This window comes from Halobacillus sp. KGW1 (genome assembly GCF_001592845.1).
Classification (GTDB): Bacteria; Bacillota; Bacilli; order Bacillales; family Halobacillaceae; genus Halobacillus.
Genome location: NZ_LSOC01000002.1, coordinates 1232899 through 1254773 on the forward strand (window position 1 = coordinate 1232899; position 21875 = coordinate 1254773).

24 protein-coding genes and 2 tRNA genes are annotated in these 21875 nt (G+C 45.9%); 5 read left to right on the forward strand and 21 right to left on the reverse strand.

Going from position 1 to position 21875, the window contains the following annotated elements:
* Window positions 1-102 precede the first annotated feature (102 nt).
* A complete protein-coding gene (locus tag AXG56_RS07020; protein WP_008637009.1) occupies window positions 103-348 on the forward strand; it encodes a DUF2626 domain-containing protein in 246 nt (81 codons plus the stop codon).
* A 50-nt stretch (window positions 349-398) separates the two neighbouring features.
* Here AXG56_RS07020 and AXG56_RS07025 read toward each other — a convergent pair whose 3' ends face one another.
* Window positions 399-1022: an MBL fold metallo-hydrolase gene (locus AXG56_RS07025; RefSeq protein WP_062513774.1), complete on the reverse strand. Its 624-nt coding sequence runs from the start codon at window positions 1020-1022 to the stop codon at window positions 399-401.
* Window positions 1023-1181: 159 nt separating this feature from the next.
* Between AXG56_RS07025 and AXG56_RS19010 the strand changes: the two genes are divergently transcribed.
* Entirely contained in the window at window positions 1182-1349 is a 168-nt protein-coding gene (locus AXG56_RS19010) for a DUF2759 family protein (protein WP_008637004.1), read from the forward strand.
* A gap of 49 nt (window positions 1350-1398) precedes the next feature.
* Here AXG56_RS19010 and fetB read toward each other — a convergent pair whose 3' ends face one another.
* The 6 genes from fetB to AXG56_RS07055 all read right to left on the reverse strand — a co-directional run bounded on the left by fetB (window position 1399) and on the right by AXG56_RS07055 (window position 7842).
* Entirely contained in the window at window positions 1399-2187 is a 789-nt protein-coding gene (gene fetB / locus AXG56_RS07030) for an iron export ABC transporter permease subunit FetB (protein WP_008637003.1), read from the reverse strand.
* A 14-nt stretch (window positions 2188-2201) separates the two neighbouring features.
* A complete protein-coding gene (locus AXG56_RS07035; protein WP_026577212.1) occupies window positions 2202-2888 on the reverse strand; it encodes an ATP-binding cassette domain-containing protein in 687 nt (228 codons plus the stop codon).
* A 139-nt stretch (window positions 2889-3027) separates the two neighbouring features.
* Entirely contained in the window at window positions 3028-4908 is a 1881-nt protein-coding gene (locus AXG56_RS07040) for an LTA synthase family protein (protein WP_026577211.1), read from the reverse strand.
* Window positions 4909-5197: 289 nt separating this feature from the next.
* Complete coding sequence (locus tag AXG56_RS07045; RefSeq protein WP_008637000.1) at window positions 5198-6157, reverse strand: ROK family glucokinase; 960 nt, start codon at window positions 6155-6157, stop codon at window positions 5198-5200.
* A complete protein-coding gene (locus AXG56_RS07050) occupies window positions 6154-6372 on the reverse strand; it encodes a YqgQ family protein (protein WP_026577210.1) in 219 nt (72 codons plus the stop codon). The genes AXG56_RS07045 and AXG56_RS07050 overlap by 4 nt, the downstream gene beginning before the upstream one ends.
* A gap of 66 nt (window positions 6373-6438) precedes the next feature.
* Entirely contained in the window at window positions 6439-7842 is a 1404-nt protein-coding gene (locus AXG56_RS07055) for a spore germination protein (RefSeq protein WP_051348876.1), read from the reverse strand.
* A 202-nt stretch (window positions 7843-8044) separates the two neighbouring features.
* On the opposite strand from AXG56_RS07055, the gene AXG56_RS07060 reads away from it, so the two are divergent.
* The gene (locus AXG56_RS07060) at window positions 8045-8905 is read left to right on the forward strand and encodes a hypothetical protein (RefSeq protein ID WP_062513776.1); all 861 of its coding nucleotides are present in this window, start codon (window positions 8045-8047) and stop codon (window positions 8903-8905) included.
* Here the strand turns inward: AXG56_RS07060 and AXG56_RS07065 are convergent.
* From AXG56_RS07065 to rpmG, 4 genes are all read right to left on the reverse strand, one after another.
* Window positions 8899-10431 (reverse strand): rhomboid family intramembrane serine protease, encoded by a 1533-nt coding sequence (locus AXG56_RS07065; RefSeq protein ID WP_062513778.1) that lies wholly within the window; start codon window positions 10429-10431, stop codon window positions 8899-8901. The genes AXG56_RS07060 and AXG56_RS07065 overlap by 7 nt on opposite strands.
* A gap of 95 nt (window positions 10432-10526) precedes the next feature.
* Complete coding sequence (locus tag AXG56_RS07070; protein WP_008636994.1) at window positions 10527-10718, reverse strand: hypothetical protein; 192 nt, start codon at window positions 10716-10718, stop codon at window positions 10527-10529.
* 81 nt (window positions 10719-10799) lie between these two features.
* Complete coding sequence (locus tag AXG56_RS07075) at window positions 10800-11369, reverse strand: 5-formyltetrahydrofolate cyclo-ligase (RefSeq protein WP_062513780.1); 570 nt, start codon at window positions 11367-11369, stop codon at window positions 10800-10802.
* Window positions 11370-11424: 55 nt separating this feature from the next.
* Window positions 11425-11574 (reverse strand): 50S ribosomal protein L33, encoded by a 150-nt coding sequence (gene rpmG / locus AXG56_RS07080; protein WP_008636983.1) that lies wholly within the window; start codon window positions 11572-11574, stop codon window positions 11425-11427.
* Window positions 11575-11754: 180 nt separating this feature from the next.
* Between rpmG and AXG56_RS07085 the strand changes: the two genes are divergently transcribed.
* Together AXG56_RS07085 and AXG56_RS07090 are read left to right on the forward strand one after the other, a co-directional pair.
* The gene (locus AXG56_RS07085) at window positions 11755-12141 is read left to right on the forward strand and encodes a response regulator transcription factor (protein WP_008636981.1); all 387 of its coding nucleotides are present in this window, start codon (window positions 11755-11757) and stop codon (window positions 12139-12141) included.
* Window positions 12138-12581 carry a hypothetical protein gene (locus AXG56_RS07090; RefSeq protein WP_008636979.1) on the forward strand — a complete coding sequence of 148 codons (444 nt, stop codon included), beginning with the start codon at window positions 12138-12140 and terminating at the stop codon, window positions 12579-12581. The genes AXG56_RS07085 and AXG56_RS07090 overlap by 4 nt, the downstream gene beginning before the upstream one ends.
* Window positions 12582-12612: 31 nt before the next feature.
* On the opposite strand, the gene phoU is transcribed toward AXG56_RS07090, so the two are convergent.
* The 10 genes from phoU to AXG56_RS07140 all read right to left on the reverse strand — a co-directional run bounded on the left by phoU (window position 12613) and on the right by AXG56_RS07140 (window position 21872).
* Entirely contained in the window at window positions 12613-13272 is a 660-nt protein-coding gene (gene phoU, locus AXG56_RS07095; protein WP_008636976.1) for a phosphate signaling complex protein PhoU, read from the reverse strand.
* Between the two features lie 19 nt (window positions 13273-13291).
* On the reverse strand, window positions 13292-14047 hold the full coding sequence (gene pstB, locus AXG56_RS07100) for a phosphate ABC transporter ATP-binding protein PstB (RefSeq protein ID WP_008636974.1): 756 nt from the start codon (window positions 14045-14047) through the stop codon (window positions 13292-13294).
* 105 nt (window positions 14048-14152) lie between these two features.
* A complete protein-coding gene (pstA, locus tag AXG56_RS07105) occupies window positions 14153-15031 on the reverse strand; it encodes a phosphate ABC transporter permease PstA (protein ID WP_062513782.1) in 879 nt (292 codons plus the stop codon).
* A complete protein-coding gene (gene pstC, locus AXG56_RS07110; RefSeq protein WP_062513785.1) occupies window positions 15031-15978 on the reverse strand; it encodes a phosphate ABC transporter permease subunit PstC in 948 nt (315 codons plus the stop codon). The genes pstA and pstC overlap by 1 nt, the downstream gene beginning before the upstream one ends.
* 79 nt (window positions 15979-16057) lie before the next feature.
* Window positions 16058-17032, reverse strand: a complete 975-nt coding sequence (locus AXG56_RS07115; RefSeq protein ID WP_062513787.1) for a PstS family phosphate ABC transporter substrate-binding protein — start codon at window positions 17030-17032, stop codon at window positions 16058-16060.
* Window positions 17033-17174: 142 nt separating this feature from the next.
* Window positions 17175-19343 (reverse strand): penicillin-binding protein 2, encoded by a 2169-nt coding sequence (locus AXG56_RS07120; RefSeq protein WP_062513789.1) that lies wholly within the window; start codon window positions 19341-19343, stop codon window positions 17175-17177.
* A gap of 84 nt (window positions 19344-19427) precedes the next feature.
* Entirely contained in the window at window positions 19428-20663 is a 1236-nt protein-coding gene (locus AXG56_RS07125; protein WP_008636964.1) for an MFS transporter, read from the reverse strand.
* Between the two features lie 103 nt (window positions 20664-20766).
* A complete protein-coding gene (locus AXG56_RS07130) occupies window positions 20767-21381 on the reverse strand; it encodes a superoxide dismutase (protein WP_008636963.1) in 615 nt (204 codons plus the stop codon).
* 309 nt (window positions 21382-21690) lie between these two features.
* Window positions 21691-21763, reverse strand: a tRNA-Phe gene (locus AXG56_RS07135).
* A 16-nt stretch (window positions 21764-21779) separates the two neighbouring features.
* A tRNA-Ser gene (locus tag AXG56_RS07140) sits at window positions 21780-21872 on the reverse strand.
* Between the last annotated feature and the right edge of the window lie 3 nt (window positions 21873-21875).

A 21875-nucleotide genomic window follows, 5' to 3' on the forward strand; every position in this document is an offset into this window, starting at 1 on the left:
AACTGAAAGAAGGTATTTATGTATGCGTTTTATTTACAATTTTTACTGGTTCGGATATAATTACAGTTGATACTCTAACGCGCGAGAAGGAGGGGGAAAAGCATGGACCGTATGTTCCGGGTGCTGGCTTTCTGGACAGGGATCTTCACTGTCATGTTCTTTGCCGGCGATATGATGGAAGCAGCACTATTGTCACTTGCTCAAACGGCATTTTTCCTTACTATTGGTTATCTGAAGCTGTCTGAACGTATGTATGTCTACATATTCTTCTCATACTTGACAGTCTTTATGATCGGTTTCACGTATTATACTTCATTCATTCTCGTACCAACATTCGGAGGGCACTGAAAAAAACCTGTTATCCAGTTGAGGATAACAGGTTTTTTTCATAGTGCGATTCATTTAAGGAACGGATTGGTGCCTAATTCTTCTCCAACGGTCGTCGGCATCCCGTGTCCCGGGAAGATTCTCATATCATTTCGAAGAGTGAGCAATTGATCTTGTATACTGCGATTCAACAAGGAACGATCGCCTCCCGGAAGATCTGTCCTGCCGATTCCGCCCTGGAATAAGGTGTCCCCGGCAATTGTCAGTCGCTGGTTCCGAAAAACATAGGAGACGCTCCCCGGAGAATGACCGGGAGTATGTCGGACCTCAAAAGGCATGCCCGCAATCTCCATTGGACCCACTTCGATAAACTGATCGGCAGGTGCTGCTGTTATCTCTCCCAATCCGAACAGCTTCGATCCGTTCTTATCAGGATTCTGCAGCCAGTCCGCCTCTTCCTTATGTACATAAACAGGGGCATGATAGGCTTCTCTCAGTTGATCAACGGCACCTATATGGTCGAAATGAGCGTGAGTGAGAAGGATAGCCTCTACCTCGAGTTCCCGCTCTTTCAAGTAATCATCCAACTTATTGAAATCTCCACCAGGATCAAAAACAACTGCTTTTTTGTTTTCATGAATGATATAAGCGTTGGTAGCCACCGGACCCAGTGGTAATCTGGAAATTTTAATCAAAACATACACCTCACTGATAATTTTCAAAATACACAGAATGCAACTCGACTTTTTCAAAATTTTCCTATAAAATGAAAGATAGAATATACTCGATACATATAGTATAACATCCATGCCTAGTGGATGATAATAAAGAAAAGAGCTTTGGAGGTGCTGATCATGGTAACAGCTATACTTCTTTTACTCGCAACTATCTTATGTATCTTCGCAGTCTTAAGAGAGCTGAAAACAAAGAACTTTTTCGCTGTCGTCTTTGCAGGTGCATCCGCGTTGGTTTTTGGATGGTTCTCCGTCATGACGATTTGGCACAACCTTTTTGTGGCATGAACGACAAATAGGCGGCCTTCCCAATGGAAGGCCGCTTATTTGTGCTTAATCAGGATCGGTTGTTACGTATCTCCTCTTCTGTTTCAAGCAGCTGTTTATTCTGATTGAAGAAGTAACGGTACATGGCAAGTGTAATGAACATCGCACTAAGGGAGACAGATGAAAAGATACTTAGCGATATGACGAGCTGATACTTTATAGCCATTACCGGTGAGACTCCCCCAAGGATTAGTCCGGTCATCATCCCCGGCAGTTGAACAAGACCTATCGTTTTTAAACGATCCACGTTTGGAATGAGAGAGGCGTGCAGCGTTTTTTGGACGATCATATGGGAAGCCTGCTTTGGTTCAGCCCCGAGGGACAACGCTGCAAGGATCCGTCCGTTGTTTTCTTTGTATTCCTCCTTCATTCGTTCGAGCGCGAGTCCCATTGCTGTCATGCTGTTTCCAATAACCATCCCGCTCATTGGTACGACCTCCGAGGGTTCAAAATTGATCATATCAAACACCAGCCAAAGTGTTAATACTCCAACCTCAATAACCAAAAGCCCGAAAAATAGGATGAAACCTACATAAGGGAGCTCCTTTCCCCTCTGTCTGGCATGAAATGTAGCGATGATAATCATAACGGTCAACATGAAGGGAATGCCGTATGCGGCAGGGAGATCGAATAAATAAGTCAGGATATAGCCGATGGCAAACAGTTGAACCGTCCCGCGAAGCGTCGACCAAATGACACTTTTACTGACACCCAGTTGATAATAATAAGATAAGGCAAGTGGAACGATCACAAAAATAATCAGGAATAGCAAAGATTGGTTAGATATCTCAGGCGTCAAAAGTACTCACATCCTTAATCTTCAAGAAATTGAGAAAGTTTTTCTGTTTTCGGATGGTCCAGCATATCCGGGAAGGGGCCGTCTTCCTGCAGATGTCCATCTGCAATAAAAAGACCACGGTCTCCCAGGCGGCGTGCCTGAGAGAGATTGTGTGTAACCATCAGCATCGTTAAAGAATGTTCATGAATCAATTCCTCCAGCACCTCTTCGATCTCTTCCGCCGTCCGGTAATCCAGAGCACTGGTCGGCTCATCCAGAAGCAGAACGTCCGGAGAATTCGCGAGGGTTCTAGCAAGAGACACGCGCTGCATTTCACCGCCGGACAGCTGTTCCACGTCCCGATTGAGATAGCTGGATGGCAGCTGCACATACTCCATCAGCTTTTTCCCCTCTTTATCATTCCATTCTCCAGACAGACTTGGTCCATATTTAATATTGTCAAGAACCGTTCCTGGAAAAAGGTTCGGAGATTGAAGAACAAGTCCTACTTCTTTACGAAGTTTAGTTATCGAATAATTCTCAATCGGTTCTCCTTTGAAATAAATTTCTCCTTTTTGCGGATCGCTCAAGCGGTTCAGCAGGAACAGCAGAGTGCTTTTCCCTGCACCTGAAGGTCCGAAGAGAATGACTTTTTCATTCTTCTCCATCGTGAAGTTGATGTCTTCCAAAGGATCTTGATACACATGCTTCAATTGGAACATAAGGCTTCCCCCATTTCTTAAATCACTATGTATATATGTAACCATACCCCCATATGCACAAAAATATGTAGACAAACCACCCCGCGCAGAATTTCACATAAAAAACCCCTACTCCCATAGGGAATAAGGGTTTGTCATATCATTTTCCGGTCTTCTGAAAATCGTAAAAACGGAACAAATCTCCATAGATAATATTATCAGAATAACTTAATTCTTTATTCACTGCCTCTTTTGTTTGATCACATGCGTCCTTCTGATTTTCCGGAAGAGGTTCTCCCGTTTCCCTGTCATAGCATGTTTCACTTGCATAGACGTAATCATTCGTCACGAAGCTTCCATCTCTCATTGCGACAAAATCTTTTTTCCTTTCCCCGAACATGTTGTCTCCAAAGGTCATATCCTCCGAAGCATCGATACCGAGAAGGTGAAGCAATGTCGGCTTGACATCGATTTGGCCGACCACTTTCTCATTGATCCCACCTTGTTCATACCCGGGAATATGGACCATGAAAGGGACACGCTGGAGTTGAGTCTGGACATAAGGAGTCACTTCCTCTCCCAGGAACTGTCCCATGGCTTTGTTATGGAAATCACTGATACCATAATGATCCCCCATAAGAACAATAATGGAGTCTTCATATATCCCTGAATCCTTTAGCTGTTGAAAGAATTGCTCCAGGGCCTCATCCGTATAACGAGCCGTCTGCACATAGGCATTAAGGGTGTTTGAATTGGAATCGTATGGGTCGATATGTGCTTTTTCTTCCGGCAGTTCGAAAGGAAAATGGTGCGTAAGTGTAATGAACTTACTGTAAAACGGCTTCTCCTGCGCTTGTAAATACTTGATTGACTGCTCAAAGAAAGCTTTGTCTTCCAGCCCCCATCCGAACGAATTGTCCGGTGTGATCTGGTAGGAATTCTCATCGTAAAATTCGTCATATCCGATGTTGTCGTACATGACATCCCTGTTCCAGAAGCTGGCGTTGTTTGCATGAAAAACAGACGTTTCATACCCGTTATTGTTCAGTATTTCCGGTAAAGCGTGGTATTCATTATCGGCATTGGTGAAGTAGACCGCTCCTCTTCCCAAAGGATAAAGGGAGTTTTCAACGATGAATTCAGAATCCGATGTTTTTCCCTGTGCGGTTTGATGATAGAAATTATTAAAGAATATGGTATCATCCTGTTCTTTCAATTCATCAAGGAAAGGCGTAATCTCTTTCCCGTTCACTTCCGAATCAAGCAGGAAATTCTGGAAAGATTCCACACTGACGAAAATGACATTTTTATTTTCAGCGATACCAAAAAGCTCATCTTTCTTATCCACCGTATCCGGCGAAGTCTCCTCAATGTAGGATTCAATCTCACTGATTTCACTTCCATCGGCGAATACGCGCTGGGCCTTGGTCTTCGTCTGCATCGTCGCGTCATAAAGATGATAGTTATAAATCCCGATGTTCTTCACCAGGTATTCTCTGTCAAACGTCCTCACGAACAGCATGGGCCTTTCAATTTCAGCAAGAACCACGTTGCCGGCGAGCAGCAGGAACGTAATCGCTGTTGCTGCAATCTTGCCGTTCTTTGGAAGTCTGACGGTCAAATCGAACTTTTTCGTACTCAAATACCAGACAACCGCCACATCAAGGAACAGAAAGATATCTTCCCAGTGGATCAGTGTCAGGATGCTTCCTGACAAATCGGCTGCGTTATTTCCTTGGAATAATACCGGGAGGGTAATGAAGTCCGTGAAATTTCTATAAAAAATCAGATTAAAAAACAATACTAAAGTACCGAGTAACGTGGTCCATCTCAAATATTTCCGCTGGCTATTAGGCTTAAACCAAACACTGACAGCGAAAACGAGATAGGCGCTTGCAATCGGGTTAAAGAACAAGATGAATTCCTGCATCGGATTTTCTATTGATAAATCAAAAAAGAACCGATAAACCAGGTAGGTTTTCAGCCCGAACAGTAATGTCGCAATCACAAAAAGCGGAATGCGATTATTTCTTACCTGCATGATGGCTCCTCCTCTATAGCAATAGCGGTTCTGCACGTTGTTATCGTGCCCCGCATGATCCTTTAGCTTATTCCACTCCATAAGATTATTAAACAGCTTCGTCTTATATGACGAGTATCATACGCTAAAAGTTTCAAAAAAATATTTTTCCATCATTTGTAACCGAACATAATCCATCTCCTATCATAATAAAGGAAAACTAAAAATGGAAGCCTTATCCCTCTAATTTTGAAAGGAAAAATTTGTTTTATAAAAAGAAAAAGGAGCTGATCACTCAGCTCCTTTTTCTTTATCGATTTTTTTTGACTAAATAGGCACCACCGATTACTCCTGCATCATTCCCTAATTGGGCGATACCGAAGGACGAAGCTTGCGCCGTCCGCTTCAGTGCATATTTTCTATACGCTTCCTCCAGCGGCTTGAGCAGAATGTCGCCGGCTTTGGAAACGCCCCCGCCAATGACGATTTTCTCCGGATTAATGGCAATGGCCAGGTTGGCGATGGCCATCCCCAGGGTCTCTGTCACTTCATGCACGACTTGGGCAGCTGAAGCATCTTTATTTGCTGCTGCTTCAAAGACTGCTTTCGCAGATAGTTCCCCTTTATTGATAAGATCGTTCAATATAGAAGTCTTGTCCTTATTGGCAGCAATCGTTGCTTTACGAACAATTCCAGTAGCAGATGTTTCCGTTTCCAAACAGCCGGTCTTTCCACAGTTACATGGCGCCCCGCCTGAAGGCAGGACGGTCACATGGCCGAGTTCAGCCGCTGTTCCATTTGCGCCGTTTAAGATATTGCCGTTCGCAATAATGCCGCCACCGACGCCGGTTCCGATCGTTACTGCAATCAATTCTTTGCATCCCTGCCCGGCTCCGAGCCAATTTTCCCCGAGAGCGGCCAGGTTGGCATCATTATCGACCCAGACAGGTAAACCAGTCAATTCCTTCAAGTGCATACCGAAATCGAAATCTTTCCAGCCGATATTGACCGCTTCATGTATGAAGCCGGTTTCTGTATCAACAAAACCGGGAGCTCCTGCACCTATACCGGCTACCTGTTCCCTGTCAATTCCGCTTTCCTGCAATTTGGAAGCGATTGCTTCTGCAATATCAGCAGGTATAGATGCCCCCATGTCTGTGGTGTTCGTAGGTATCTCCCATTTCGTAAGAATGTCGCCGTCCTCTTTAATAACAGCCAGTTTTACGGTCGTGCCTCCGATATCCGCACCTATGTAATAGGTTTGTGTCATGATGTTCCCTCTCCCCTCAATCGTTCTCTCTCTTCTGCCATTTCACTACGCAGCAGTAAAATGGCCATTTGGTAATCATGGGAGGACATGCATTGGGCCTTATACAACTCCCTGATTTCCTCTTCCATCAACTCGAGATCGGCAATACGATCTCCGATATAAATAAATGTTCCAAACTTTTTTAAGTATTGCTGAATATCATAAATCGTTTTCACGAAGCATCACCTTTATCCATTATACCAAGTCCATCGCATTCTGAAAATAATAAAACCCCGATACCATTAACGGTCGGGGTCTTGGGGATGCAGGAACGCAGGCCGTCTGTTTTTGAGAGGGATCGGTGAACGGAGCAGGACATCCCGCAACGGCTTCCAGGCGAAAGGAAGAAACGGCCACAAATAAGGAGTCTTAAAGGTCTGCATGTTCGCAAGATACAATATCCAAAACGTCACACCTATGACATACCCTTTCACTCCGAACACACCGGTAAACAACAACAGCGCCATTCGTGAGAGTCTGTCTGCGAGACCGATTTCATAGCTCGGTGTTGCAAACGTACCCACGGCAGCGAGTGCTAAATAGAGGACGACTTCACTCGAGAACAAGCCGACTTCGACGGCAACCTGTCCGATTAAGATCGCCGCTACAAGACCAAGTGCTGTCCCGAGCGATGATGGTGTATGGATGGCCGCCATACGCAGCATGTCAATACCGATCTCGGCAATCAGGAACTGGATGATCAGCGGAATGATTCCCGCCTCTGATGGACCAATAAATGACAATAATTCCGGCAGTAATTCCGGCTGTTTAGAGAAAAGGAAATATAAAGGTAATACAAAGATAGACGCAAAGAATGCAAAGAAACGAACCCAGCGCAAATATGCGCCGACAAGCGGTTTCTGCCGGTATTCCTCCGCGTGCTGCAAGTGATGAAAAAAAGTAGCCGGCGTAATCATTACACTTGGTGATCCGTCAATGATGACCAGAATATGCCCTTCATATAGATGGGCGGCGGCTGTATCCGGTCTTTCCGTATATCGAATGACAGGGTAAGGATTCCAATATCTCCCACTGATATATTCTTCGATCGTTTTCTCCGCCATTGGAAGAGCATCCGTATCGATCTCTTTCAACACACGCTGGAGGTGCTCGACGCGTTCTGTGTCTGCGATGTCTTTAATATAGCAGATACACACATCCGTTTGGGAACGTCTTCCAATCTGCAAGTACTCCATCCGAAGGGAGCGATCCCTCACTCTTCTCCGTGTTAGTGCCGTATTAAAAACGATCGTCTCAACAAAACCGTCCCTGGATCCTCGAACCACCCGCTCTAAATCGGGCTCCTGGGGGCCGCGTACCGGATACGTCCTGGCATCGATGAGTATGACTTCATCCACACCTTCCACGACAAGCGCCGTTGGTCCTGCCAATACCGTATCTGCTGCTTTATTTAAATCCTTTTGCTTATCCAGTTCTATATAAGGAAGGTGTGTTCGAAGCAGGCGTTCCAGCGGATCAGGCTCAAGCTGATCTTTATCAAGCTCCGATAGTAACTTCATTAAATAGTGGAGTATATCATCTTTCACAAAGCCGTCGACCATGAACAGGGACATGCCCCTGCCTGCGTAGACGAGATCAAGGTGGATCATGTCAAAGCTCTCATCCACACCGAGCCGCTCTTTCATATAGGAAACATTTTTTGAGTAGTCCTGAAATAACCGTTGTTCCTCCACAGCATTTCCTCCTTCTTCCTTGCTACCGGTTAGTTTTTTCCAAACAAGAGGAATCATGCATGGACGATCAAGGAATTCACAGGCATGTCCCGGAGAAAAACATCATATCCTCCCTATATAGAATAGCTTTCAGCCTTCAAGGGAGTTGGTAGTGGTGAAGAAGGTATGGATTTATTGGGTGCTGGGTTTGCTCGTATTAGCCGCCACCATCGCTGTGTTCACACAATCTTACACGGAAGAAGCAGTCATTAAATATTTCCCGCTGGATGAGACAACGGCATTCAAATCTTTTGGGACGAGTCTGGAATTTTCCGGCCAGGAAGACGAAGATGAATATGAAGTGGTTTGGGAAGTTTCTTCCGAGAGCGAAAAACCGATGTATCTGCGTCAGGATGTTTCCCTTCTATATGTAAATGGAAGACTAAAAGGAGTGGTGAGCAAATGGGAGGAGAACGCGTCCATCATCAAGAAGAAAACGAGCATCCACGGAGAGGACAGTCAGAAATATCAAGCGGTATCGTTCCATCACGGTGAGCTTCATCAAGGGGAGGAAGCAATCAGGAGCATTCAGGCAACATCCGGAGATGAGCTCTACGTCATCGATTCTCCGCATACGAAGCGCACCTCTTTTACATCCCCGGAAACACCGGAGGAAGAAGAGTGGAAACAACGGCTTGATCATACCATTAATCAACAGATCCGCGCCCAGTGGGATGAGCTTCTCGCTCACTTTCAAGTGAAAGAAAGCGACTATACCGCTGTTCCCCTCACACGCCTGGCAGACTTTGAAGATAAAGAACTTCCAGGAGTTCCTAAAGGGCAGTCAGAGAGGATTAAGGGACAGCTTTGGGAAGGATTGTATAAGAACTACATTCTGGGTATCCATGATACGAAATCCAGCCACCCGATCCAAAGCTATATCCCTCTCCTTCTCTTCGATAAAAAGGGGAAGCATGTAATGGTTCTGTATGAAGACGACACAGGTAAGAAACATCAGCTGCTCCAATATTATTGATTGAGTTCCTGATAAAACCGATGGAAATCTTCATTGCCGGGAACCAAATGGGCAGCCTCTCTCGCATGAGAGGCTGCTTTCTCTATATCTCCCTGCTCTTCATACAGAAGAGCGAGATTATAATGAGCTTCGGCCATCTCCGGAGCTAGATCTACGACTTTATTCAGATCCTTCTCTGCAAGAGCGGTCTCCCCTTCTTGAAAATACGCATAAGAACGGTTAAACAAAAGCTCCGCTTCATACAAGTCAGGGGCCTCCAACGCATCTGTCGTACGATCGATGACCTCCTGAAACTCCCCTTGTTCATTTAGTTCCTGCGTTTTCTGTACTTCCGAAAAGACCTGGCCGCCGTTGAATGTGCCATTCCATCCGAGAAGGACCATCGCCCCAAGAGCTGCTGCAAATACGAGCACCGACACCGTCCGCAGCCCTGGCCGCTTCTGTTTCGGCAGCTGACTGATCGCCGCTGCGATAAAACCGCCGATTAACCCACCCATATGAGCTCCGTTATCAATTTGTGGAACAAATAGTCCGAAAGCGATGTTCAGTCCAATAATGAACAGCAGATTCCAGCCCATCGTCTGAAAGAACAACCGTCTGTTCCAAACTCCGAAATACAGCAGGGCACCAAACAATCCGAATATCGCCCCGGAAGCACCTGCGGAGACTTGTGGGTTAAGCATAAAGCTGGCAACACTTCCGAATACTCCGGCAAGCAGATAGATAATGATATAACGCCACGATCCGTAAATACGCTCCACTGCCGTTCCTATATAATAGAGCGCAAGCATGTTCATCATCAAGTGGATAAGACCAATATGAAGGAACATGGAAGTCACGAGCCTCCACCATTCCCCCTCCATGATTGCAGGATTAAATTTCGCTCCATACTCAATGAGGGTTTCCACGTTTGTACTTCCCCCCGCCCACTCCAGTAAAAGAAACAGGGCGACGTTCACAGCCAAAAGCAGATAAGTGACGAACGGCTTTCCATTTCCGAACAGCTCTTGTACTTCCTGTTTCTTTCTTTCATGATGAGCTACAATCTGACGCTGCAGCTGAGGAATGGCAGCCTCTTTCTGATCTGCATCCCGATCTCCGGTCTCTTCCATCGGCGTCAAGCCTAAGTGATCATAGAATTTTGCTGTCCCTTCCCTCTTGTTCTCATCATGGAGATAGTAGAGCTCCGTCGTCGTCTTAAATGAGGACGTGATTTCGGACACATCCTCCCAATCATCAACCGGCGGATGCTCGGATATATAAATGGAATGAAAGACGACTTTCGCCCCGCGGAACAGCTGTTTATTTTGATTAAGCTGGGTGAGGGTGATTTCCAAATCTCTTTTCCATTCACTTCTCCAATTGATTTGTTTATGTTTCATGCGGACGACATGATTTTTCCGTTTGTATTGTTTCTCAAGCCAGACTTCCCCTGCTTGAGTATTCATATGTAAAACTTGGAAACCTTTGTTTAACACTAAATCATAGGTCATTTTCCATAAGTGAAACTCCTGTTCGATAAACACAACCGATTCCCTCCTCTTCCCGTTCATCATACCATGACGGCATTCAAGCGGGCTAATGGCGTGCACAAAAAAAGCCATCAGGGAACCTGACAGCTTTACTCTCCACCTCTTCGAAACATTTGGCTCAGCATTCTTTCTCTGATCCAAGGAATGTTCATCGAGAAACGGACCAGTATTCTCCTTAATACAGGGACCTTCGCCACCACATCGAGAACCATATACCGGTAGCGATACAGCGTACTGATCATGGTGCTCACGAAAACCGCCCAACGGAAGAAACGGCGCATCCAAACCACCTCGACTCTTTTCTGTGATATCCCTATTTTCCGCGGGCGGATGTAGTCTTATTCATGAAAAGTTAAGTTCCTTCACTTTTCCACTGTGGAACGGATGCCTGACTCTGTCAGAATATAATGGACAGGCTGATCATAAGATTCGATGGGAAGCCTTTCCTGCTGCTGCATTTCCGCTGCCATCATCATCGTAGTCCCGCGGAAATCCTCCAGGAAACGATCATAATAGCCCCCTCCGTACCCAATCCGGTATCCTTCCGCGTCATACAACAGCCCTGGTACGAGAAGAAGATCGATCTGCATTTTGTCGACCATTTCGGCTCGCTCGGGATTCGGCTCTAAAAGACCGAAATACACTTTTTCCAGCTGGTCGTAATCTTCCAGGCGGTAAAATGCCATCTGTTTCGTATCAGGGAAGCACTTCGGTATAACAATCGTTTTGTCATCCCGCCACCCTTCCTCAATGATCCCCTTAGTCGACCATTCGTGAGCCTGGGAGAGCGTCACCCCTATGACGTCGGCTGTCTTCCATAAAGAACTGCGGAACAGGTTCTCCTGCATAGATGCCTCCAGCTTCTCCCTATCCCCGGCACCAATCCCTTTAAGCAGACGCTTTCCTCTGAAACGTAGCTCCGTCTTGTCCACAACGTCCTCTCCCTTCTTTTGATACAAAAAAAACAGTAGGAAAAAATCCTACTGCTTACTTCGTTTCACGGTGAAGCGTGTGTTTACCTAGGCGTGGGCTGTATTTCATAAGCTCCAGACGCTCTGTGTTTTTACGCTTGTTTTTCGTAGTAATATAATTGCGGTCACCAGTTTCAGTGCAAGCAAGTGTAATATTTACGCGCATGTGTATTCCTCCTAATCATCATCGAATTCACTGTCTATCCTTCACTATCAGACTTAATCATAATAACAAAAAGAAACTTTCCTTTCAAGTATATATTCACGGAAAACATCGGAAAACCCATAGTCACCGGAGACCATCTATGATATAACTAATTTTGGAGAAAAAAAAGGAGTGGTTTTTATGATATCCATCATTAGTACCATCGTCATCATTGCCGCGGTCCTGTTCATCCTCTCTTTTTTCATGAAAGATCGTGTGAAGGAAGTAGAGAAGCAGGTAGAGCAGGTCTCTCTTACGATGATGCAGAACAATTATCAAATGAAAAAGAAAATGAAGGTCCTGGAAGAAGAACTTTTAAGTGATCATATAGTGGAAGATAAAGCTCCGCGCCCGGCTTCCCCGCGTCCGTCCGCGCCTGTTCCCGAAGACCTTCCGGCTGAAGAAACCGTACTGCATATGTACAGAAAAGGCTATAAGACACATTACATAGCGAAACAGACAAAACTCAGTGAACATACGGTGGAGTCCTTGATTGAGGAAGAGAAAGCGGCAGGTGTGAAGCAATGAAGACGTCACTCAGAGCCTTCTCCCTGGGATTGATGACTTCCGCTCTTATCCTTGCAGGATTCCTTTGGATTACGGACGAACCGGTTAAGAAAGTGGAGAGCAGGCAGCTGCCTGCGAAAGAGGAAATGATCAGCCAGCTGGAAGATGATGGATATGCCGTTATGACCAGCGACGAAAGGGCTGCCCTTACTGCTGAACAGCCTGTGGAAGCTGCCAAGCCTGATACAGCTGTCCACACATTTTCCCTTGATATAACAGCAGGAACTACGCTCCCTGATATTATTGAGAAACTGGCCCGAACAAACATCCTTCAAGACCCGGACGCTCTCTCCGACTACATGGAGGAGAACGATTACAGCCGATATATACGCCAGGGTACCGTTACCGTCAATTCCAACATGTCTATGGAAGAAATAGCGGAAGCCATCTCTACTAAATAATGAAAAAGGCCGCCTTTTGGCGGCCTTTTCATTATTTATTCAAATCAAGCGTCTTCCCTTTAACCAGGTAATAAATGTTCTCTCCAATGTTCGTGATATGATCAGCGAAACGCTCGATATACCGCGCCACATAGGAAACCTGCATGATATGCTGGATCTGTTCCGGGTTAATCGCCGTCAATTCAAGTGTTTCTCGTGTAATTTTCCCGTATTTGTCATCCACGATATCATCCATTTCCTGAAGCTTCCTCGCAAGAGAAATATCTTCGTACTCGAAAGCCTTGATGGCGAGGTCAACCATGTCCATCGCCATGACCGCCATTTCCCTAAGTTCCGGGTTGATAGCTATCCCATGATTTTCACCAAGATGAAGCGTTGCCTTCGCAATGTTCGTGGAATGGTCTGCCATTCTTTCCAAATCTGCAGATATCTTGATGGAAATGATGATCTTACGCAGATCCCTGGCAACAGGCTGCTGCTTTGCCAGCATAAGAATCGCTTCGTCATTGATTTTTTCTTCTTTTAAATCAATCCATTCATCCTCTTCCATGATCTTCCTTGCTCCCTCCAGGTCTCCCTCGTAGAAAACATGGATAGCCGTGTCCAAAGATTCTTTCGTCGATAAAGCCAAATCCTGAATCTGTTTCTTTAAACCATCAAGTGCTTCTTCAAAGTGTGTTCGTGTCGTCATAGTATCCCCCTTTTGTTTCTTAACCGAAACGGCCTGTAATGTAATCTTCTGTACGTTTATCTCTAGGGGTTTGGAACAGGTCATCCGTAGCGGCATATTCGATTAATTCCCCGTTTAGGAAGAAAGCTGTCTTGTCAGATATACGCGCAGCCTGCTGCATATTGTGAGTGACGATGATGATGCTGTATTTCTTCTTCAACTCCTGAACGAGCTCTTCGACCTTAGCCGTAGAAATAGGGTCCAGGGCGGAAGTCGGCTCATCCATTAAAATGACATCCGGTTCCACGGCAAGAGCACGGGCAATACATACACGCTGCTGCTGACCACCGGACAAACCATAGGCATTTTCGTTCAGACGATCTTTAAGCTCATCCCAAATAGCAGCGCCCTTTAAACTTTTTTCTACGATTTCGTCCAGCACCGCTTTCTTCTTGATTCCATGGATACGCGGTCCGTAAGCAACGTTGTCATAGATGGATTTTGGAAAAGGGTTCGGCTTTTGGAAAACCATACCGACTTTCGTCCGCAAGTATTCCTTCTTGAATTTACTGTTGAATATTTCTTCATCCCGGTATTTAATACTTCCGGATGTCTTTACAATCGGCACCATTTCCACCATACGGTTCAACGTTTTCAGGAATGTAGATTTCCCACAACCCGATGGGCCGATAATTGCCGTCACATTTCGTTCCGGAATCTCCATATTCACATCGTACAGTGCTTGGTCTGATCCGTACCAAAGGTTCAAATTCTCCACTTCCATGATGTTCTTCATGCTTTCCTTGCTACCATGGTCCGCAGTCTGATCCACCGCTGGTGTCGTTTGGTTCTTTTTTGTTTTATCCATGACTTTCATCATGAGAAACCCTCCTCATCCAAGTTAAAAACGTTTTTGATATTTGTTTCTGATTACAACGGCAATAGAGTTCATGAGCAGCAATACGGCAAGAAGAATGATGATCCCGGCCCCTGCAACAAACTGCCATTCTTCCTGCGGGCGGCCCGTCCAGTTATAAATTTGAATCGGCATGACCGTGTACTTCGCAAGCAGCGATTCCGGCAGCGTATAGATCGCTGTGGCCGCTCCGACGATGATGAGCGGAGCCGTTTCTCCGATGGCTCTGGAAAGGGCGATGATTGTTCCCGTCAGAATACCAGGTACGGCAGCCGGCAGGATTACCCGCTGAATCGTCTGCCATTTGGAAGCTCCCATTCCGTATGACGCTTCTTTAATTTCCGCCGGTACAGACCGGATGGATTCCTGCGCAGCTACAACGATGACCGGAAGAATCAAGAGAGCCATCGTCAATCCTCCAGCAAGCAAGGTATAACCGAAGCTGAACATGTAAACGAAAAATGTCAGACCCAGTAGACCGAACACGATAGATGGAACGCCGGCAAGGTTCTGGATATTGACACGGATGAAATCCGTCATCTTATTCTTCGGTGCATATTCCTCTAAATAAATGGCCGTAGCCACGCCTATGACCACTGATACAATCGCAACGATGATCATAAGAAAGATCGAACCGATGAGACCGGCATAAATTCCTGCTTCTTCCGGATAGGGAGCAGGAAAGTTAGAAATGTAATCCCAGCTTAAATAGCCAATTCCTTGAGTCAATACACGATAAAAGAGCAGGACGAGGAAGACGAGTCCTACAGCGGTCGCAAGCCCGAACAGTGCCATCATGATTTTATTGACAGCTACTCTTCCTTCCATTCGTCTCTTTATGGTTTGTTCCTTTTGTCCAAGCATCAATATTCCTCCCTGAACCTGCGTGATATAAATTGTGCAATTAGGTTCATGACAAGCGTAAAGACGAACAACGTCATTCCTACAGCATAAAGGCTGTAATAGATTGTAGATCCAAACGTCGTATCACCCGTTGCCGCCTGCACAATAAACGCCGTCATCGTCTGAATGGATTCCGTAGGGTTGAATGTCATATTAGGGGTGGCACCTGCCGCAATCGTTACAATCATCGTTTCTCCAATGGCCCGCGATACAGCGAGAACGACGGAAGCGACAATTCCAGAGAATGCAGCTGGAAGGACCACTTTGAAGACAACTTCCAACTTGGTTGCACCGAGTCCATACGCACCTTCCCGAAGCGCGTTCGGCACGGAATTCATTGCATCTTCCGACAAAGAGGCGATCATGGGAATAATCATAATTCCAACGACGACACCTGCACTCATGGCGTTGAATATTCCTAAGTTAGGAATGAAGGACTGAAACAAAGGTGTAATGAACGTCAATGCGAAATATCCATAAACGACCGTAGGAATACCAGCCAACACTTCCAGAATCGGCTTGATAATCCTTCTTACTCGATCACTTGCGTACTCACTCAAGAAAATAGCGGACATTAATCCGAGCGGAACTGCTACAACTGTAGCGATCAATGTAATCAAAAGCGTTCCACCGATCAATGGGGCAATGCCATATTCCCCGGACCACGGGGACCACTGGGTTCCTGTATAAAAATCAAAGAGATTCACCTCGGAGAAAAATCCGATAGACTCCCGTAACAATGTGAACAAAATACCTGCTGTTGTCAGTACACTAACGGCTGCACACAATAGAAGGAAGAACGGGATGACACGTTCCATACGCTCCCCCATGGTTTTCTTTCTTTTGTTCTCTTCTATCATCTGTTGGACATCAATCATTTTCCCCTCTGATTGCAATCCTTTGTCCATCTTCAAAACTCCTCTCATCCATAAGGCAAGGTGAGACCGGAATCAGTCTCACCTCTCCTTGTTCAGTTTTCCAAATTTATTATTCCGTCCAGCCTTTTACTGTTTCCAGCTGTTCTTGATACTTCTCTTCAGGCAGAGCTACATAACCAACTTCTTCTGCTGCCTTACCGGCATTCTCAAGCAGGTATGTTGTGAAATCCTGAACCTGCTCCTTCTCTTTGTATGCATCCACGTTTACGTAAGTGAACAATGGACGGGAAAGCGGTGTGTAAGAACCATCCTGAATCGTTTCTGGATTCGGTTTAACTGCTTCTCCACCATCTTCAGAGATACCAAGGACTTTAAGCTTGTCTTCATTCTCTGCATAGTAAGCGTATCCGAAGAATCCGATTGCATTTGGATCATTTTCAATTCCGCGTACAAGTACGTTGTCGTCTTCAGAAAGGGTCGTGTTCTTGCCTTCTTTCATCGGCTCTTCTTCAAGAATGACTTCATTGAAGTAGTCGAACGTACCGGAATCGTGACCAGGGCTGAAGATTTTGATTTGCTCATCCGGCCATTCCGGATTGATGTCAGACCAAGTTTGTGCATCAGAAGAATCAAGGAAGATCTGCTTCAGCTGATCGATTGTCAATTCGTCTACGAAGTCGTTTTCTTTACTTACTACGACGGAAAGACCATCATAGGCAAGTTCAAGCTCTTCCAACTGTACATCGTTTTCTTCTGCTGCAGCCATCTCTTCTTCCTTAATAGGACGGGAAGCATTGCTCAAGTCGATTTCTCCGACCGTTGATTTCTTGAATCCGCCGCCTGATCCGGAAGCGTTAACTGTCACATTGACATCCGGATTGTCCTGGTTATACGTATATGTCAGGTTTTCCATGATTGGAAATACAGTAGATGAACCGTCAATGGCGATTGGACCGGATACTCCGTCTCCATTTTCGGAATCAGAACCTTCTGCAGATGAATCGTTGTCCAACCCACATGCCGCTAATACACCCAGTACAAGCATTAATACAGAAAGTAGTGCAAACTTCTTCAAGTTCTTCATTTCTTTTCTCCCCCTATATCTTTTCAGATCTATGTAGGCGGCCCCGGCCGACCCACAACTACATCATAACGGGGGTATTTTAAGGACATATGAACTATACGTAAAGGTTTTGTAAATAGAAAAAAAGAGCGATGCTTTCGCATCACTCTTCTTCGGTCGTCTGCTCTTCTTCTGTTCCTTGTGCCTGTTCTTCATCTCCACTCATCGTCAAGCCCTTCTCTGCGCGCTCTTCCTTCAGATCGAAGTAGGCTTTGCCGATCCGGGCACCTATATTGTTACTGACATTGAACGTACTGTTGGCGTCTTCACCGACGTGCGGGGTAACGACGGAAAAGGCGATTTCCGGATCATCGTAAGGCGCATACCCTACCAGCACTTTGTTCAATAATTCCTTTACATAGGTATTGCCGCCCTGGCCGTCCGGGACGGAAGCTGGTGCTTGGGCCGTTCCAGTTTTCCCTGCCATTTTATACTTTTTATAAGCAGGACTGGAGAACACGCTGCTCGCCGTTCCCCCGCTCGTCTGGAATACTTGGCGGAATCCTTCCTGCACCCGTTCGATATAGGAGGGATCCATATCGATACGATTCAAGACCTTCGGTTCATAGTCTTTGTATATCGGTCCCAGTCCCTCCTGTTGGGAAGGGTCGTGAATGCTCTTCACAAGATGCGGCTGAATCCGATAACCGTCGTTCGCGATGGTGGATACATACTGATTGAGCTGCATCGCCGTATAACTGCTGAACTGCCCGATGGAGAAGTCGAGAATCTCCCCGGGTTGCGTAATTTCCCCTTCTACTCCAACCGATTCATAAGGGAAATCAATGCCTGTTTCTACACCTAACCCGAACTGATTGAAATTATAGACGAATTTATCGAACGTTCCCTCTTTTAACGAGAGTCCAGGCATCCTGTAATTCATGCCGTAGTCCCCGCCCAGTCGTCGAGCTAGGAAGAACATGTACACGTTCGAAGATTTCTGCAGGGCGGTAATGTCACTGACCGTTCCGTTATTCTGCGATAAGGAAGCCTTTCTTTTACGGGCAATATACATTGGTTTGTCAAAGAATGTCTGCCCGGGCTGAATTGCTCCTTCATGTAAACCGGTCAAAATCGTCGCTCCCTTAATAGAGGACCCCGGGGTGTACGAGTTGTACACCGCCTGGTGGGAAACGTCGGTGAACCGCGAGCCGCCCTCTTCGATGACGCGGTTATACTGCTGGCCGGATATGGCAAGAATCTCGCCGGTCTTCGGATTGGAGACGACAGCCATGGAGGACCTTAAATGACGGTTCTGTCCCGGCGCCTTCTGAATGGCAGCCGCCAGCTCCTCCTGGACGATTTTATCGACTTGTTCCTGTAATTCCGCATCGATTGTCAGAACGAGATCTTTCCCCCGCTCTCCTTCTCTCACGACTTTCGTGTTGACAACGTTGTTGCGGCTGTCAGTTTCGTATTGGACTTTCTCTTTTGTTCCTCTTAAGACGTCCTCATACTGCTGTTCGAGGCCGCTGACGCCGACACGGTCGTTCCGACTGTAATCGAGCGACATGAGACGATCCATCTGATCTTTCGGGATACCTTCTTTGCTTGACGTGATGCCTCCGATGTAGCTGCGGAACAGGGACTCGTAAGGATAGTCGCGTTCCCAGTCTGCGGTTACGTTAATACCGGGAAGCATCTCCAAGTTTTCCGCTACAGCAGAATACTCCTTCTCCGATATATCTGCATTTTTCACCACGTGCGGAGCAAGCGCGTAGGCCTGGTCCAGTTCTTTCTTAATCGCGATGACTTCCTTCGTCTGATCATCATAGCCGGAAATTTCGTCATCTTTAATGCTGTCCAGCTGAACCTGGTACACTTCGCCATTATCCATATCATCATCGACTTTGTCTTCGACCCGCTCGGTAATCTCTTCTTCATGTAATAAGAAGAAATACTCTTTCAGATCCCGATCGGTCAAATTATCATGGTCCATATCGATGTACGCGGCAAGCTTCTCTGCCAGTTCCAATTTATCCGTCGCCTGTACCCCTTTGGACGGCGTGTATGTAATGGAATACAGCGGCTTATTATCGACGACTACCCTTCCATAGCGATCATACATTTCCCCGCGGGGGACCGGTATGGTCGTAGTCGTATTCTCTGTTCGGTCAATTTCATCCTGTGCTTCTTCCCCGTTGAGTATCTGTACGACACCCAGCTGCAGAATGATCGCTGCAAATAGGACAAAGACAACAAAAAACACGATGTTCAAACGGAAAGGAAGATGTGAATTCTGACTGTACTTATTCTTGTTTTTCTTCCCCATGGACTCCTCTCCTTCTTAAAAAAATCCTTCCATCATTATAGCATTTTTCCTGTTATGAAGGATAGGAGAACATGGGATTATGTTTCAATTATGTGACGCTCTGGACACCCTCGTATCAATCCCTTTAATGAAGAAGTAAATGAAGAAATGTCCTCCACCTACAATCAAAAGAATATAAGGAATTCCCGTTTCCGGAGATATGAGCGCAATCGCCAGAAGGAAAATGATAATCGATACGACACGGCCGATATTCAAGAAAATTTCGCGCACAACGATGTATTCGATCCTCATTTCGGCAGCGTTCCAGGACTTCCCTATCACATCATAGGTCAGGGAGACATAGGGAACATATAACAGCGGGAAGAACATTCCGGCAATGGCACCGTATAAAAGGAGGAGCGGCATCGTATCACTGATGAGCAAAAGCAGGACATTCAAATATAAGACAAGCCCCGATATGAAGATGGCCTTTTTTCTGTTATAAGGCTTCACTATTTTACTTACAAGGAAGTAAAAAAGGAAGGAGAAGCCGGAATAAACCAGGTTGAAAACGCCAAGCGACAGCTCATTCTGGGTCATTAGAAAAATCCAGATGGTGACAGCAAACAAGAAGATCCCTTCCCGGAAGCCCTGAGATACGTGGGCATGAAGGATTTTCCGCCAATTGCCGTTTCGCTTTCTCTCCCTTACAATCTGCCTGAAAGAAAATACCCCCGCCGCCTTCCTTCTGGATAAACCGAAGCTTACAAGCACCGCTACGATAAATAAGCTGAAAGATATCGTAAAGATGACGGTGTATCCTGTAAAATTATTCAGCCGGGAAATGATGAAACCAGCAAGCAGTGGTCCACTCATTCCACCAAGGGACTGTAGAACCCCTAGAAATCCGTTGAAGAAGTCCCTCGTTTCCGGTTCCGTAATTTCAAAGGTCAAGACATTATAGGCAAGCCAGTAAAAGCCATAGCCGATACCAAGCAGTGCGCCGAGCATAATATTGAACTCGGCCGCCCGTTCCCCTACAATCAATACCGTCATAAAGAAAAGAGATAAAACGGTCACCCCGGCTCTAAGCACAATGACTCTGTCGATTCGTTTGGCACACTTTCCAGCAAAGATGAATGTCAATGGCTGCATGACATAAATGGCCAAATTATACATGGCTATATCTGTATAGCTGTTGGATTGCTTCCACAAATATATGTTCACAAATGTACTGGATAAGAAGATGCCAAGCGAGTATAAGCCTCCGATCAAAAGCAACAACAACAAATCTTTCGGTACGTCTTCGCGGCCGAGCCACGTTCGCAAGCTGCTCACCATAAATCCACGTCTCCTTTGTGTTCCTCTTTAGTGTTATCAGAACAAAAGGAGATATACAAAAAGAAGGGTACGGATATAAATCCGTACCCTTCTCCTCATTTAGTTATTTTGCAGCGTCGAAGCGCTTCGATACTTCATCCCAGTTGACAACGTTCCAAAATGCGGAAACATAGTCAGGACGACGGTTTTGGTAGTTCAGGTAGTATGCATGCTCCCAAACGTCAAGACCTAGGATTGGAGTTTTTCCTTCCATAATCGGTGAATCCTGGTTAAGGGTATCGATTACTTCAAGGTTGCCATTATTGACTACTAGCCAAGCCCAACCGGAACCGAAACGGCCTGTTGCTGCGGATTCGAATTCTTCTTTGAACTTGTCAAAGCTTCCGAACGTATCATTGATCTTCGTAGCAAGATCTCCTGCCGGCTCACCGCCGCCATTCGGAGAAAGAATTGTCCAGAACAAGCTGTGGTTGGCATGTCCACCACCGTTGCGGCGAACAGCTGTACGAATTTCTTCCGGTACGACAGAAAGGTTATTGGCAAGCAATTCCTCAAGAGATTTGTCCTGAAGATCCGCGTGACCTTCCAACGCGCCGTTCAGTTTCGTAACGTAGCCGTTGTGGTGCTTCGTATGGTGGATGTTCATTGTTTCCTTATCGATTGTTGGTTCTAGTGCATCATAGGCGTAAGGTAGTTCTGGTAGTTCAAATTTAGCCATAATGTAACTCCTCCTTTAAATTAATATGTAAGAACAGAAGCCTCGCTTCTCATCTTACATTATCAAACCGCAAAATGACATGCAAATTTTTTGCATCCGGAAGAAAGCTATTTCTCTTCCGGTATTAAGAATTCCCCCTGAATAGAAATTCAAACATGAAATTTTCACGTCCTATTCTTCATCCTACGAAGAATACATCCGCATAAAATTACGGAGAGAAGAAGCTTGGTGTCGGAATCATCGGAACAGGGGAGACTCGGCTGTTGCTAAAAAAAAGAACAAGCCTTAAGGCTTGTTCTTTTTCAAAAGTGGCTCGGGACGGAATCGAACCGCCGACACACGGATTTTCAGTCCGTTGCTCTACCGACTGAGCTACCGAGCCGTATCATTATGTATGATGGCGGAGGAGGAGGGATTCGAACCCCCGCGAGCCGTAAAGCCCCTGGCGGTTTTCAAGACCGCTCCCTTCAGCCAAACTTGGGTACTCCTCCGTA

Bases quoted from the DNA above. Each gene is read 5' to 3' on its own strand.
- AXG56_RS07020 (WP_008637009.1), top strand. From the start codon at position 103: ATGGACCGTATGTTCCGGGTGCTGGCTTTCTGGACAGGGATCTTCACT.
- AXG56_RS19010 (WP_008637004.1), top strand. From the start codon at position 1,182: ATGGTAACAGCTATACTTCTTTTACTCGCAACTATCTTATGTATCTTC.
- AXG56_RS07035 (WP_026577212.1), bottom strand. From the start codon at position 2,888: ATGTTCCAATTGAAGCATGTGTATCAAGATCCTTTGGAAGACATCAAC.
- AXG56_RS07040 (WP_026577211.1), bottom strand. From the start codon at position 4,908: ATGCAGGTAAGAAATAATCGCATTCCGCTTTTTGTGATTGCGACATTA.
- AXG56_RS07045 (WP_008637000.1), bottom strand. From the start codon at position 6,157: ATGACACAAACCTATTACATAGGTGCGGATATCGGAGGCACGACCGTA.
- AXG56_RS07055 (WP_051348876.1), bottom strand. From the start codon at position 7,842: ATGAAAGAGCGGCTCGGTGTGGATGAGAGCTTTGACATGATCCACCTT.
- AXG56_RS07070 (WP_008636994.1), bottom strand. From the start codon at position 10,718: ATGCGCCGTTTCTTCCGTTGGGCGGTTTTCGTGAGCACCATGATCAGT.
- rpmG (WP_008636983.1), bottom strand. From the start codon at position 11,574: ATGCGCGTAAATATTACACTTGCTTGCACTGAAACTGGTGACCGCAAT.
- AXG56_RS07085 (WP_008636981.1), top strand. From the start codon at position 11,755: ATGATATCCATCATTAGTACCATCGTCATCATTGCCGCGGTCCTGTTC.
- AXG56_RS07090 (WP_008636979.1), top strand. From the start codon at position 12,138: ATGAAGACGTCACTCAGAGCCTTCTCCCTGGGATTGATGACTTCCGCT.
- phoU (WP_008636976.1), bottom strand. From the start codon at position 13,272: ATGACGACACGAACACACTTTGAAGAAGCACTTGATGGTTTAAAGAAA.
- pstB (WP_008636974.1), bottom strand. From the start codon at position 14,047: ATGAAGAACATCATGGAAGTGGAGAATTTGAACCTTTGGTACGGATCA.
- pstA (WP_062513782.1), bottom strand. From the start codon at position 15,031: ATGCTTGGACAAAAGGAACAAACCATAAAGAGACGAATGGAAGGAAGA.
- pstC (WP_062513785.1), bottom strand. From the start codon at position 15,978: ATGGACAAAGGATTGCAATCAGAGGGGAAAATGATTGATGTCCAACAG.
- AXG56_RS07115 (WP_062513787.1), bottom strand. From the start codon at position 17,032: ATGAAGAACTTGAAGAAGTTTGCACTACTTTCTGTATTAATGCTTGTA.
- AXG56_RS07120 (WP_062513789.1), bottom strand. From the start codon at position 19,343: ATGGGGAAGAAAAACAAGAATAAGTACAGTCAGAATTCACATCTTCCT.
- AXG56_RS07125 (WP_008636964.1), bottom strand. From the start codon at position 20,663: ATGGTGAGCAGCTTGCGAACGTGGCTCGGCCGCGAAGACGTACCGAAA.
- AXG56_RS07130 (WP_008636963.1), bottom strand. From the start codon at position 21,381: ATGGCTAAATTTGAACTACCAGAACTACCTTACGCCTATGATGCACTA.